7 protein-coding genes and 1 pseudogene are annotated in these 14,763 nt (G+C 59.8%); 7 read left to right on the top strand and 1 reads right to left on the bottom strand.

Going from position 1 to position 14,763, the window contains the following annotated elements; genetic code table 11:
- The 5 genes from J0I79_RS16020 to J0I79_RS16000 all read left to right on the top strand — a co-directional run.
- Positions 1 to 936, top strand: a 936-nt coding sequence (locus J0I79_RS16020; RefSeq protein WP_292860385.1) for a PLP-dependent aminotransferase family protein, incomplete at its 5' end; no start/stop codon positions are given.
- Positions 937 to 1,194: 258 nt separating this feature from the next.
- The gene (locus tag J0I79_RS16015) at positions 1,195 to 2,007 is read left to right on the top strand and encodes a toxin-activating lysine-acyltransferase (protein WP_292860382.1); all 813 of its coding nucleotides are present in this window, start codon (positions 1,195 to 1,197) and stop codon (positions 2,005 to 2,007) included.
- A gap of 523 nt (positions 2,008 to 2,530) precedes the next feature.
- On the top strand, positions 2,531 to 3,220 hold the full coding sequence (locus J0I79_RS16010) for a hypothetical protein (protein WP_292860379.1): 690 nt from the start codon (positions 2,531 to 2,533) through the stop codon (positions 3,218 to 3,220).
- Positions 3,221 to 3,255: 35 nt separating this feature from the next.
- Complete coding sequence (locus tag J0I79_RS16005) at positions 3,256 to 3,687, top strand: hypothetical protein (protein WP_292860376.1); 432 nt, start codon at positions 3,256 to 3,258, stop codon at positions 3,685 to 3,687.
- A 275-nt stretch (positions 3,688 to 3,962) separates the two neighbouring features.
- Entirely contained in the window at positions 3,963 to 4,733 is a 771-nt protein-coding gene (locus J0I79_RS16000) for a hypothetical protein (RefSeq protein ID WP_292860374.1), read from the top strand.
- 977 nt (positions 4,734 to 5,710) lie between these two features.
- Here J0I79_RS16000 and J0I79_RS15995 read toward each other — a convergent pair.
- On the bottom strand, positions 5,711 to 5,947 hold the full coding sequence (locus J0I79_RS15995) for a hypothetical protein (protein ID WP_292860371.1): 237 nt from the start codon (positions 5,945 to 5,947) through the stop codon (positions 5,711 to 5,713).
- On the opposite strand from J0I79_RS15995, the pseudogene J0I79_RS35135 reads away from it, so the two are divergent.
- Positions 5,846 to 6,496 (top strand): annotated as a pseudogene (locus J0I79_RS35135) (hypothetical protein); the annotation flags it as partial. The gene J0I79_RS15995 and the pseudogene J0I79_RS35135 overlap by 102 nt on opposite strands.
- Positions 6,497 to 6,769: 273 nt before the next feature.
- A complete protein-coding gene (locus tag J0I79_RS15985; RefSeq protein WP_292860366.1) occupies positions 6,770 to 14,707 on the top strand; it encodes a calcium-binding protein in 7,938 nt (2,645 codons plus the stop codon).
- The last annotated feature ends 56 nt before the right edge of the window (positions 14,708 to 14,763 follow it).

The following is a 14,763-nucleotide window of genomic DNA, read 5'->3' as shown; positions in this document are numbered from 1 at the left end:
GGCTATCTCTTCTCGGCGCGCGGCGTGCGCTGCCGGCCGGAGCAGGTCGTCATCACCACTGGCGCGCAGGCCGCCTTCGATCTTCTGGCGCGCCTGTTGCTCGACCCCGGCGACACGGTATGGATGGAGGAGCCCGGCTATTACGGCGCCAAGGCAGCCTTCACCGTTGCCGGCGCCCGCATCGCACCCATCCCGGTCGACCAGCAGCGCGGCTGGCGCCTCGATGCGCCAGATCCGGCACCGCGACTCATCTATGTAACGCCGGCCTGCCAGCATCCGCTCGGCATCACCATGCGCATGGAAGAGCGGCTGCGCCTGCTCGACATCGCCGAGACCGGCAACAGCTGGGTGATCGAGGACGATTTCGACGGCGAATACCGCTTCCAGGGCAGGCCGGTGCCGGCGATCCAGAGCATGGATCGCTCGGGCCGCGTCATCTATGTCGGTACCTTCGCCAAGCTCCTGTTCCCGGCGCTGCGCCTCGGTTTCATGGTGCTGCCGCCAGGCCTTGCCGAACGCATCGCCAACGCGCTTTCCACCACGGGCCAGTTCGCGCCGCTGGTGCTGCAGGCGGCGCTCGCCGATTTCATCACGCAAGGGCACATGAGCCGGCATCTCAAACGCATGCGCCGCATCTATGCGCAGCGGCGCCAGTTCTTTGGCACGATCGTGGAAGAACGGCTGGGCCGAGAGATGACATTGTCCCCGGCGGAAGCGGGCATCCAGGTGGTGGGCTATCTCAGGTCCGGCATAGACGACATCAAGGTCAGCCAGGCAGCGGCGCGCCGGGCGATCAACGTCTCACCGCTGTCGAAATACTTCCAGGACACCGCTCCCACCCAGGGCCTCGTTCTGGGCTACGCGGCCTGCAACGCCGCGCAGACAATCGAGGGCGTCGACCGGCTGGCCGCCGCGATCCGCGAGACGCTTGCGTGAAGGCTGCGGGCGCTTTGTGGCACCGCCTGGAAGCTGAAAAGCCTGCTTTCCGTTGATGCTGGTGCCCCCGGCAGGAATCGAACCCGCGACCTTCGGTTTACAGGACCGCAGCTCGGTCGTGGTCGTCAGGCGCAAGTCCGATCAAGCTCTCGGTAGGGGCCACTGTCAGCGTAACTCGGATCCGCGTCATCTCGGAAGTCGCCGAAGCTTTGTTGCCGCCTGAAAGCAGACGGTGAGGGCGGCTGCGCCGGATATCTGTTGCTCCTGGAACTGATCTTGAGAGCAGAGGTTCTGTCGAAGGCTCGGCGCGGGCGCATTTTGGCATATATCGCTCCGGGTCCTCGCCTGGCACACATCCTGCGCCCCTTCTTGATGAGACGACGTTGGCTGTTGACCCGAGCGGGTGTTGCAGCAACCATGACCGCTTCGAAAAATTGCAGACATGGCGAGGATTTGATGGCGAACGAAAAAACTACCAATGGTGAGGTCACGAAGCAGAACGGCGGCGCGAGCGGATCGGTCAGGGAGAATGCCGCCGCCGGCGGGACGAAGCCGGCGCAGCCTCGGTTGTCCGAGGAGGCCCAGGTGAAATTACGCGAGATGCGCAGCAAGCTCGCCACCGCGTTTTCTCAGGTGACGATGGCGTTGATGGCGACGCCGCGCTACCGCAACCTCTCGATCTCGGATCTCGAATGGCTGGCGCTCGAGCCGCTGCTGCGCGACCGCATCGCGATCGCCTCGGGCAAGCCGTCGGCGAGCGGCGAGGAAGGGCCGATGGTGGGCCTGGCGATCTGGGCGAAGGTCTCGGAAGAAGTCAGCGCCAGGATCGAGGAGCAGGCCCGCGCCGGCAATTTTCCGGTCCGGCTCAAGGGCAATGACTGGGACAGCGGCGACATCGTCTGGCTGCTCGACGTCGTTGCCGCCAACCGCGCGCTCGCCACCAGCGTGCTGATCAATTTCGGCCAACTCTCCAAGGGCGCACCGGTGCACGTCCATCCGATGGTTCGGCAATTGGTCGACAAGGAAATACTGGAAAAGCTCAGTGAAAAGCGTGCGCCCGTGCCGTCGTGATCTCTGGAAGCAGGTCGATTGCGGTGGTCGCGCTTACGGCGAGCCGCCGGGGGAAGCTGGCGGATGAGATCACTTCGGGAATGTCATGCCTTGAATGCGCGCGGAAGGCTGGCCGAGGCGGATCCCTCGGCGCGAACTTCGTTCTCGCCGAAGAGTATTTCATTCGTTGGCCGTAACACGTGAATTCCATACGCGTACAGTAGATGAAAGTTTTAATTAGAACTTACTTATAGAAAAAACCAAGAATTTCTTAAGTTGTTTTTATGCGAGGTCTTAACAGCCGATCACGGCCATGTTACCAAATTCGCTGCGAGGGTAACGCGACGGTGATCGCCGCGTACCCGGAAATGCGGCGAGGGTTTGATGGTGTCGGGCGTCAGGCTTGGCTGGCCAGTCTCAGGGGATGCAGGTAAACGCATCCATGTATGGCCAGGCCAGGACATTCATGCGCTACCGGTTGTTTGTGCCGACAGCAAACGAGGGATGTCTGGCTCCTGTCCTTCAAACGGATAGGCCCCTGGGGATGGCCAGGACTGCCGCCAAATTGGCAATTCTTGCAGCAGCGCTGTTGGCAATAGGAGCAGCCAGCTGGCAAGCGCTTGGTTTCAAAAATTGGGAATGGCATCAGAAGTTAACCCTTGAGGTCGAAACGCCTACAGGCACCGTCTCTGGCGGAAGCGTAGTTGCGGTGAATGCCGGGACGACTCCCAAGTGGTTGCCCGGAGAAGGCGCCGGCGGTATAGGCGGCAAGACGACTGGAGAGGCTGCATTCGTTGAGGTTGCTCCCGGAAAGTATCTGTTTGCGCTATTGGGGAACGAGCTTGATCGTGCTTTGACGATCTTTCTTCCTGAGATTGCCGACACCAAGGACAAGGCGGCTCAATTGGAAACATTGCGTGAGACACGCGATGTGCCACGCAAGGAATATCCCTTGCTCGTTACGTTCCTCGATGCCGCCGACCCTCGGACCGTTCAGAAGGTTGATCCTGACAACCTCGCGGCGAGCTTCGGGGCAGGCGTGGCGCTTAAGCGTGTTACGCTTGAGATCACCAACGAAAAGGTAACCGAGGGCCGCATTGGAAGACTATTGGCTTGGCTAAATAGTCCCGATGTTATGGAAAACCCAGGCTGGTCTTCTCTTCCTCTTGAAAGCCGCAAGGCGATTGGCGGACTGCTGTCCAATTTTCCACATTTGAAAGGGCCGCGCAAATGACGATGTCAAGGGACTTATTCTTGGCGATTTTGTCAATGGATGCCTACAATCGTGAGTACGGCGCGAATTTAAACCTGAGTGGCTCTGGAATTGGTACGGCGATCGTCAAAGAGCATGAGCAAATTAGAATCACGCCAAGTGAATATAGCGACTGGCAAGCTGCTGGTTTCTATGCGGCTGCCTACGACTGGAACGGCGAGACGGTGATATCGTATCGGGGGACGAATGCCGATACTTTGTCAAAGTTCGTCGCCGACGCCTGGAACGGCTATCTCGTCGGCGCGGGGAGGCCGTTTCAAGAGCAGGCCTTTCTCGCTGCCGACTTTTTCCAAGCTGTAACTGGCACGGATAACGCGGATGTAGAACAACAGATCAAAAAACGCCGAGTTCGAATACGCCGGGCTCGGTACCGTCACCGATGTCGAGGCGACCGAAGCGCAAGCTGCTTCCATGGACTCAGAAGCTGACGGTCGAGGTGCCGGTCGACGGCAAGGTGGTTTTCGGCTCGGCCGTGACTCACGTGTGGCCGAGTTGACGGCATGGCCTTCCCAACGGACACAGCCCGCACACGTACAGTAGATGAAAGTTTTAATTAGAACTTACTTATAGAAAAAACCAAGAATTTCTTAAGTTGTGTTTGCGCGAGGTCTTAACAGGCGATCACGACCATGTTACCAAATTCGCTGCGGGGGTAACGCGGCGGTGATCACCGCGCACCCATGAAAGCGGCGAGGGTTTAATGATGTCGGGCGTCACGCTTGGCATTGAGCTGGTTGTGGGGGCTGAAGCGGGAAAGGTTGGAGCATTCCAACCTTTGTCTAGCATTGGCCAGCGACTTGCGCGTCTGCTGACGCGAGGCGTCATTGTCATCCCTGCATTCCTTCTTGCCTCGTGTGGGATGTTTGCAGACGTGTGGGAATGGAATCAGAAATTGACTGTCGAGGTGCTGGTCGACGGCAAGGTGGTCTCAGGCTCGGCCGTATCTCATGTCTGGTGGCAGGAAGCTAACGCACTTGGAGTGTCTCCGTCGGGCTATAAAGGTGAGGCGACGGTGGTGGATCTTGGGACACGAGGCCAGCTCTTCGCTCTGATCGGCGAAGAAACCAAATACATTGCCCAATACACGCTTCATGATGATCTGGGTTATGGTCGTGGCGACTATGAGAGGCTTCTGCCTGCCATCATGCATTTCCGGGGCACGAAGAACGTGCCTCGCGATCGTTATCCCCTGTTTGTGACTTTCACAAACCTCAGCGATCCAACAACTCTGCGTAAGGTGGACCCAGAGGACCTTGCGGCAGTATTTGGCTCAGGCGTTTCTTTAAAATTGATCACGCTTGGGGTGACTGACGAGAAGCCAACTGAGGGGGCAATCGAGAAACGTCTTCCTTGGCTTGAGACTGTTGGGCGTTCCAGGGCTACGTTGTTGCCAAATCCGCCAAAATTTCTGAAAGATCAATCTGATATTCAGCGAGTCAACTCGGGAAACTTCAGTACGGAGCTCTTCAAATGAGCATGAACAAAGATCTTTTTCTATCAATTTTGGCGATGGACTCCTATAATAGAGACTATGAAGCTGGAATATTCATTGATGGCTCGAGCGTGGGGGGCGCTGAAATACTTAGTCGGGACGCTATTGGCGTTACTTCGAGCGATTATCAGCGGTGGCAGGATTCTGGTTTTTACGCCATAGCCTATGAGGTTGGATCAGGGGTTGACGGCATTGAGGCCGGCACAACGGTCATCTCCTATAGAGGCACCAACAGTTTCGGTGGTCTTTTCCCCAACGATATTTTCTCCGGCTGGGCAGTAGGTGCAGGCATTCTTAGCCCGACCACCTACGCGCCTGGCGCGCAGGGACAACTCGCGCTCGATTTCTATCAAAGTGTGACAGGCCAGAATGCCCTGTCTACCGAGGGCGGTAATGCAGTATTGACCGGCCATTCGCTCGGCGGCGGCCTTGCTGGCCTGATTGCGTCACTTTCCGGTGATGAAGCTGTGGTTTTCGACAACATGCCCTATGGCGCTGCCGCCACTGCGCTCAGCATCTGGTGGGATGCGGCACAAGCAGGCATTGACCTAGCGTCCTATCTGGTCGATGGCGTACCTCCAGCAAATTATGTCTGGCCCACGGCTGGGAACATTTCCTCGCACAATGTCGCAGGCGAAGTCTTAACTGGTGTCCGCGCGATCGAGCCCTTCATCTCGGCGGCGCTGTTTTCGGCTTTGTCGCCTGCCTATGGGGCGCTGATCGGCACCAATGCCGGCTATATCTATGGTTCTCAACCTGTGGAGGTGCTTGACACCCATCTCGGTATTTCTGGGCTGCTTGATCCAATTTCAATGCATTCACAGCAGCTCTTACCTATTCTTTTGTTCGCGAAGGAGGACGAGCACGAAGAGAACGGTACGACTGTAACCGGACATACTGACTGGGCATTCATCGCTCCCAGCCTTTTCAAAGTGTGGTTCGATACTGAATTTGCAAAATCAATTCCTGAACTGAAACATATAGAAGGCAACGCCACGCTGGATAGCGCCATGCGCTATGTGATTGCCTATTCCGCGCTTGATGAAGGCATGGCAGCGGCAGGAAAGCCCTTCGGGGATGCTGCCATCCGCATTATGTTCGATGATGCCGATGAACTCGGGAGGCTTGTTTCGAGTGGTGGGGCGTCCAACACCCTTGCGCATGCTGCCGATGGCTTGAGCGAAGCTATCATGCATTTCTCAACCCTGATGGGGTTGCGGAAGATCGGACTGTCGGATCATGAAGAACTTCGGGACGGAATTCTGCATATCAGTGAACCTGGTGAGAGCGGATATGCGGGCATCGATCGCATTCTGACCGTAAACTTCGACCGTATGTTCTGGGGGATTGGCTCGGGGGAAAATGGCTCAGATGCGGAATATACCGGCCAAATGCTCGGTCTGGAGGGAATTCTCGACGATTTCTTCCGTTCCAATCAAGCGGAAGGAGCGCAAACCGACTCGAAAGAAATGCAGCTTCTTATGGAACGGCTGTGGGGATCCGCTCATGCAACCGAGGGGCAATCCCCTCACTATACTGATCGTTTCAATGCCGTGCATTTCAGTCTTGATGAAGGTCCGCAGAGCGTTCGGCTTCCCGACATGGAGCTCACGGATCAGAATGGCGATCCAGTCACGGATCCGCATAGCAGTTCTATCTTTATCTCTGGAGACGGCGCTGACCAAATAACTGGGTCGAACGCAAACGACTTCATCGCGGCTGGCGCCGGTGACGATACGATGCTCGGCGGTGCCGGCAAGGACCTGCTGGTTGGTGGTGCTGGCAACGACACGTTTATTGCGCTTCCCGGTATGGCAAATGCCGCTCTGCCAAATGGTGGCGACGACAATGATACCTATGTCGGTGGACAGGAGCGTCTCGCGCCCTGGATCGAATGGGTGCTCACGCAATTGGGGCATGGAGAAACAGATACCGTCAAATACTTGTCCGGGGCTCAAGAGCCTGAATTGTTTGAGGTTGACTCCGAGACGGGCCAGAGTTCTCCAATCGAGCGCCAGGTGAGCCGATCTGGTCTCATTGTCGAGCAGCTGAAAAGCATTGATGTTGGCGACGGCCATGGCGTCGAAATCGTCGTCCGCGATATCGAGACCAATCGCACGTCGGGCACGGATACGTTGATCTCAATCGAGCGCGTCGAACTGTCCGACAATGCCGATATCGTCCGCGTCACCGACCAGTCCCTTAATGCCGAAATCATCATCGACATGGGCAGCTCGCGCCGCGTCCAGTCGGAGTTGAAGCCCGGCGACACGCTCGACGAAGACGCCTTCATTCATAATGTCGACATTGCCGACTATTCTCAGGTTGGCCACGGGCTGGTCTACTACAAGGGCTGGACGACAGAGCGCGAACAGGGCCTGCTCACCGGCGGCATATCGCAACTTGGCGGTCTGGCGACGGAACTCGGGCTGATCACCGGCCTGGGCGGCGCCGACAATCTGAGCATCAAGGGCGCCGACAAGATCATCCTGACCGATCATGATGACGTGCTGGTCGGGGTGGAATACGGCTCGATCGTCGAACTCGGTGGTGGGCAGGACAAGGTCTGGCTGCAGCCCGGCGTTCTCGTACAAGGCTTTGACGCCAATGATCGGCTGACGCTTTTCGGCACGCTCAACCTTTATGGCGGCTTCAAAAGTGCGGCATGGGAATCGCCTTATGCCATCGGCGCCTATGGCGTGGCTTATGGCATAAATCAGGATGGCGACCTTCTGGTCATCAATCCATGGATGATCTCAACCGACGGCCGCGACAACCACATGTACATCGAGGGTTGGCAGCAGCGTGTGAAGGGGCAGGAGTCCGGCATTGGCACCGGCCCCGGCGATATCGCCTTGGCCGAGATCACTTTTGATGTGCATCGGCTCATGGACCTGCGCCCGAGGATGGCGAACGAGATCGGCCTATGGGGTGTCGTCGACTTTGCGCTTCGCGCGCTCGTAGGCTCGGGCCAATTCGGCCCCGAAACCGCCGATCCGCTCGTGCTTGACCTCGACGGCGACGGGCTGGAGCTGACGATGCGCACCGGAACCTCCGGGCGTTTCGATGTCGACTTCGACCTCTATTCCGAGCGCACCGCCTGGGCGAAGCCCGACGACGGCATGCTGGCGCGCGACATCAACGGCAATGGTGTCATCGATGGCGGCGGCGAGCTGTTCGGCTATGGCGACACCTATGGCTACAGCATCCTGGCCGCGCTCGATGGCAATCATGACGGCGTCGTCGACGCCGCCGACAACGGCCTTGCCGATTTCAATGGCGACGGCATCGTCGACGCCTCCGACACGTTCGGCAGCCTGCTCGTCTGGCAGGATTTCAACGGCAACATGATTTCGGAGGCGGCCGAACTGAAGACGGTCGGCCAGCACGGCATCGTCTCCTTCACTCTGCCCACACTCGGCAATGGCGCCGTCGAGATCGGCCCGAATGGCGAGGCCGTCATCCTCGACACCATCAACGGCAACCATGTCATCGGAACCTCGACCTTCACCAGGGCCGACGGCTCGACCGGAACGGTCGGCGAGGTGCTGCTCAACATCGACGACATGAACACGCGCTATGACGGTCCGCCCATCGCCGTCACCGCCGAGGCGGCGGCCCTGCCCAACCTGAAAGGCTTCGGCACGCTGACCGATCTGCGCTCGGCGATCAGCTATATGCAGAACCCTGCCGATCCGCTCCAGCAGCAGGCGGCGCACGACCGGGCGGCGACCCTGGAGGGGCTGCTCGCGGCCTTCGACAGCAATGACCTCGACGCGCTCGTCGCTGCCGTACGCCCGATCGCCCAGATATGGGGCAACGCGGCGCCCGTGCGCGACGACGCCGGCGCCATCGTCACCGGCCTCGAGGATCTGCCCGACCTTCTGGTGGTGCGTGTCGGCGGCCAGGTCGTCGACTATGTCTGGGGCGGCACGCAATCGACCGTGCTCGACACGGACGGCAGCACGATCACGCTGACCACGGTCGAGTTCGCCAGCGGCGCCAGGATCGTGCACAGCCATGATTCCGACCAGTCGACGGATTCAGCGATCGGCGACTGGCATGACCTCTACAATGCCCTGTTCGGCACAGGCGATGCCTATGAACTCGATCCGGTCTCGGGCGGGTACTATCTGAAGGGCACCGATGGCGGCCTGATAACCTACCAGGCGGGATCGGTCGGCGGCACGCCTCGGCCAGTCGTGGACGGTGCGACCGGCGACCTCGGCCTTACCCCGGGCACGGTGCTCGACTGGGTGCCGGGCGAGGATCTCGCCTTCTTCGAGCGCTACACCGGCACCGACCTCTCCGTCTTCTACCAGCGGCCGGCGCCGCAATCGGCACCCCTCACGACGCTGATCGAGACGATCACGCGCATGGAGGAGGGCTACAAGCAGCTCGCCGTCCGGGTCGCGGTGCAGGGCGGTCCGCTGTCCAGCTATTTCAGCGATCTCGCCTACGACACCGATGCCAATGTGTTCGTGGCGACCAATCATCTGCGCCAGCTCGGCGGCACGTTCGAGAAGATCATAGCCGAGGCGGCGACGCAGGCCGATCCGATCGACTGGCTGCACGACTGGAAGCCGCTGCTCGACTATGTCATCGGCAATTTCCAGCGCGGCGAAGCCTTTCTGCAGAACTCGAACCCGTTCCTGCTGCAGAACGTCATTGACGGCTACGAGACGGCGGGGTCGACACTCGACTTCGTCGATGTCGCGACAGCTATCGGTCTGCCGGGCGAGGCGATCATCGCCGGCAGCGGCGACGTTATGGGCAGCAACGACATCGACCTGTTCTACCTCAATGGTGACGAGACCTATGTCTCCGGCAAGGCGGGCGCCGACGCCTATGTCTTCGGGCGCAATCTCGGCCATGTCGTCATCGAGGATACGGTCGTGCTGGCCGATGGCACCGGCAACCAGGTGCGTTTCTCGCACCATGTCGCTTCCGATTTCGACGTCACACGCGACGGCTCGAACCTCGTTCTGACGCTGCTTTCGACGGGCGAGACGGTAACGATCAAGGACCAGTTCGCCGGCGAGTGGCCGAGCGACCTGATCGGCAACGCCTGGCCCGTATCGGGCATCGACCAGATCGTCTTCGCCGACGGCACGACCTGGAACGACGCCGACCTGACCCGCGAGGCGGCGACCGTCGATGCCGGCAGCACCACCGTCACCGGTTCGAACGACACCGACTACATCTGGGGCGGCAAGGGCGACGACCGGCACGAAGGCGGCGGCGATTTCGACATCTATCGCTTCGACCTTGGCGACGGTCATGACGTGATCCACGATTTCGAGAGCAATCCGTTCCGCTCGATGGCGGATTCGATCTATTTCGGCGTCGGCATCACGACCGCCAATGTCTGGTTCACGCGGGACGGCAATTCCAGCGACTACACCATTCACTACGGCAATCTCGGCGACCAGATCATCGTCGAGGACGCCAACAACAAGATCTATCCGGCGCTCTATCCCGAATTCTTCACCAGCAGCATCGAATACATCGTTTTCACCGACGGCTCCTCGATCACCGAACGGCAGATCATGGACCGCCTCATCGCCTCCCAGTCGACCAATGGCGATGACAGTATCTACGGCTTCAACGCCGACGATCGCATAGACCTCGGCCGCGGCAACGACTTTGCGCAGGGCGGCAACGGCAACGACACCTATCTGTTCGGCGAGGGTTATGGCCACGACCGCATCCAGGACGGCGCCAGCAACATATTCGCTGGCGTGGATGGCGATGCGCTGACCTTCACCACGCGCTTCAATATCGAGGAGCTGCAGCTCCTGAGGGACGGCAATTCGTGGGATCTGACGCTGCGCCTGCCAGATGGCAGCGACGTGACGATCGTCAATCAGTTCTACGCGATCTATCCGTTCGTGCCCGACGTCGTCTATTTCGACCGCATTGACAACTTCAACTATGTCGACCGCGCCGGTCAGGCGCATACGCTGTCGTGGCTCGACCTCCAGCACCTGATGCTCGACCGGGCGAGCACCGATGGCAACGACACCATCTACGCCTTCAGCAGCGCCGACATCCTGGAAGGCGGGCTCGGCGACGATTTCATGAGCGGCGGCAATGGCAACGACATCTACCGCTACACGCTTGGCGACGGTCACGACAGTATCTGGGACAATGGGCAGGCGGTCCTAGGCGGCACCTTCGACATCATCGAACTGATCGGCATCGATCCTGACGATGTCCATTTCAGCCGCGATCCAGCCGCCGCCAACGACCTGATCCTCAACATGCCCGATGGCGGTTCGATCCGGCTGATCAACCAGTTCTGGCATACCAACATCAACTGGCGGCCGGATGGGATTGAAGAGATTCATTTCTCCGACGGCACAATCTGGACGGAAGCCGATTTCGTCGCCCGATATATTGCCGATCAGGCGACGTCGGGCGACGACGAAATCCATGGATCTCCCTGGAACGACATCATCACCGGCGGCGCCGGCAACGACATCCTGGCCGGTGGCGACGGCGACGACACCTATCTGTTCGGCTACGGCGATGGCCATGACACCATTCACGAGAGTCTGGAGGTTGTCCTGTCGGGCGACAACGATACGGTTCGCTTCGGTCCCGGCATCGGGGTAGACGACGTTACCTTCTCGCTTGGTGCCGATCGGAATGATCTAGTGGCAACGCTGAACTCGACCGGCGAGACGCTCACCATCTCGGGCCAGCACGCCCTCTGGAACTGGTTCACCTGGTACGACATCGAGCAGTTCGTTTTCGAGGACAGCACCGTCCTGACCAAGTTCGACATCATTCAGCAACTGATCGCCGCGCAAGCGACGTCCGGCAACGATACGATCCGGGGCTTCTGGACCGACGACACCATCTATGGCGGTGCCGGCGACGACCAGCTCGACGGCGCCGGCGGGGCCGATACCTACCTGTTCGGCTATGGCGACGGCAATGACACGATTTGGGAAAGCTCGGATTCCATCTGGGTCAGCTACGATCAGGACAGGATCAGGTTCGGCGCCGGCATCGATACGGCCGACGTTGCCGTAGCCGTGACCGGCGCGACGAAGAACGGGGCCACCTTCACGCTGACGCAGACCGGAGAGGTGCTCACTCTGCCCTTGCTGGACCAGATAGAGTTCTTCGAATTTGGCGACCGGACGCTGACACGCGATGAGCTCCGGCAGCTTATCGCGGACCGCCAGACGACGACAGGCAGCGACACCATTGTCGGCACCAGTGGCGGCGAAAGTTTAGCCGGGGGCCATGGCAACGACACTCTCATCGGCTGGGCTGGTAATGACACCTATGTCTACAGCCGTGGTGACGGCAATGACGTGTTCGATGACACCACCGCCGGCCCTAATGCCAGCGGCACGGACCGGGCCGTGTTGCACGGTATAACAACCGCGTCCGTGACAGTGCTTCGTTCCGGCGACGACATCATTCTCAAGATCGGCGAGACCGTGCCGGGGGGCGGAGACGGCGGCCAGATAGTCTTGGTCGGATCGGCGTTGGATAACGGCCAGTATGGCATAGAAACGGTGGAATTTGACGACGGGACGATTTGGGACAAGAGCACGTTGCGCACGCTGTCACTTGCTTCCGGCTCCATGGACGGCGACGACGTTATCAATGGAACCAACGCCTCCGAAACCTTCGAGGGTGGTCGCGGCAACGACACGTTGAACGGCGGTTTGGGCGACGACACCTATATCTATAGCCGTGGCGACGGCAACGATATCGTCAACGAAGGCAATGCCTATTACACGTTCGGCGGCAACGACACGCTGGTCCTGCACGACATCGCCCCGGCATCGGTGACCATCGAGCTTTTCGATGGCGACCTGGTTGTGGTCATTGGCGAGAGCGCCCCGGGCGTAGGCGACGGCGGCCGGATAACGCTTGTCGGAACCGGCGATTCAAGCTGGCAGCGCGGCATCGAAACCGTTCGCTTCGACGACGGTACGGTGTGGTCCAACACGGACCTGAAGACACGCTACCTCGATGGCATCAACACATCGGGCGACGACACGATCACCGGCTTCAATTCGAACGATACGTTCCACGCCGGACCGGGCAACGACACGCTGATCGGCGGCCTGGGCGATGACACCTACATTTACACCAGGGGCAACGGGAACGACATCATCAACGAAGCCAATGGCTATTACACCTTCGGCGGCAACGATACGCTGATCCTGCACGATATCGCTCCAACTGCGGTCACCTTCGATCTTTCCGACGGGGATATCGTCCTCGTCATCGGCGAGAGCGCGAACGGCGCCGGCGATGGCGGCCGGCTCAAGCTCGTCGGGACCGGCGATTCAAACTGGCAGCGCGGTATCGAAACCGTACGTTTCGACGACGGCACCGTGTGGTCCAACACGGATCTCAAGACGCGCTATCTCGCCGGAGCCAACACTTCGGGCGATGATACGATCACCGGCTTCAACTCAAACGACACGTTCCAGGCCGGGCCTGGCAACGACACTCTGATTGGTGGTTTGGGCGACGACACGTACATCTACAACCGGGGAGACGGGAACGACATCATCAACGAGGCCAATGGTTATTACACCTTCGGCGGCAATGACACGCTGATCCTGAACGGCATCGATCCCTCGTCGGTGACTTTCGATCTCACGGCCGGCAACGATGTTGTTCTTGTCATCGGCCAAAGTGCGGCGGGCGCTGGTGATGGAGGCCGGATAACCCTTCTGGGAACAGGCGACCCGAATTGGGATCGCGGCATCGAGACGGTTCGCTTTGCCAACGGAACGGTGTGGACCAAGACCGATTTCACGGCCCGAGCCCATACGCCGGTCGTTGCCAATGCGTTGCCGGATTATGAAACCTCGGAAGGCGCGTCTTTCAGCGCCGTCCTGCCGGCAAACACCTTCTCCGATCCTGATGGTCAATCGCTGACATTGTCCGCCAAACTGGCCGACGGGTCTGCTCTTCCGTCCTGGCTGGCCTTCGATGCGGCGACGCGTACCTTGTCCGGCGAGCCGCCGGCGGGGTCCGAAGGCGCAATCGACATCGTGATCACCGCCTCCGACGGCGCGCTACAGGTTTCGGACACGCTATCGCTGAGGATCGGACCGGCCGAGCCGGCTGAGTGGATCGGCACCGACGACGCGCTTTCCACGACCGCGGGCACGGCGCTTGTGCTCAACCTCATGGCCAACGATGTCATCCCGGCAGGCGCGAACGCCGAGCATTTCATCTGGGTGCAGCCGGAGCACGGCACCGTCTACTGGAGCAGCGCTTCGAACTCCTATGTCTACGAGCCGGATGAAGGCTTCGTCGGCACCGACACGCTTGTCTACGGTCTGCACGATGCCGACCATCCCGACCAGACGATGACGCCCAACGGCGTGCATGTCTCGATCGAGGTCACGCAAAACGGCACCGATCCCGGCGTCTGGGTCGGCAACGACGATGCCCTGTCGACACGCGAAGATACGGCCATCGTTCTGAACCTGATGGCCAATGACGTGATCCCCTCTGGCGCCAATGCCGAGCATTATATCTGGGTGCAGCCGGAGCACGGCACCGTCTACTGGAGCAGCGCTTCGAACTCCTATGTCTACCAGCCGGAGGAAGGTTTTACCGGCACCGATACCTTGACATACGGCCTCCACGACACCGATCACCCCGACCAGACGATGACGCCCAACGGTGTACATGTCACGATCGAGGTCACCGAAGGCGGCGACACCTTCGTCTTCGGTCCGAACTTCGGTAACCAGGTCATCAACGACTTCGTCGCGGGTCCCGGGACCGAGGACATCATCCAGTTCGACGACGACGTCTTCGCGGACTTCGCATCGGTGCTGGCCGCTGCCACCCAGGTCGGCGCCGACACGGTCATCACGCATGATGTCAGCAACGTCGTGACCCTGAAGAACGTCGCGCTGACGAACCTGCACCAGGACGACTTCCAGTTCATTGCCGCCTGATGTCTGAACTGGAAGTGACTTGGAGGCGATGCCGCAGTCCCGCACATCAGAATCGG

Origin of the sequence: Mesorhizobium sp. (genome assembly GCF_017306585.1) — a bacterium.
Lineage (GTDB): Bacteria > Pseudomonadota > Alphaproteobacteria > Rhizobiales > Rhizobiaceae > Mesorhizobium.
The sequence above is the reverse complement of the archived record's forward strand: the minus strand, read 5'-3'. Positions and strand labels throughout refer to the sequence as shown.

What these genes read in the sequence shown, in the direction of transcription:
- J0I79_RS16010 (WP_292860379.1), top strand. Translation starts at nt 2,531, where the DNA reads ATGGCCAGGACTGCCGCCAAATTGGCAATTCTTGCAGCAGCGCTGTTG.
- J0I79_RS16005 (WP_292860376.1), top strand. Translation starts at nt 3,256, where the DNA reads ATGGATGCCTACAATCGTGAGTACGGCGCGAATTTAAACCTGAGTGGC.
- J0I79_RS16000 (WP_292860374.1), top strand. Translation starts at nt 3,963, where the DNA reads ATGTCGGGCGTCACGCTTGGCATTGAGCTGGTTGTGGGGGCTGAAGCG.
- J0I79_RS15995 (WP_292860371.1), bottom strand. Translation starts at nt 5,947, where the DNA reads ATGCATGATAGCTTCGCTCAAGCCATCGGCAGCATGCGCAAGGGTGTT.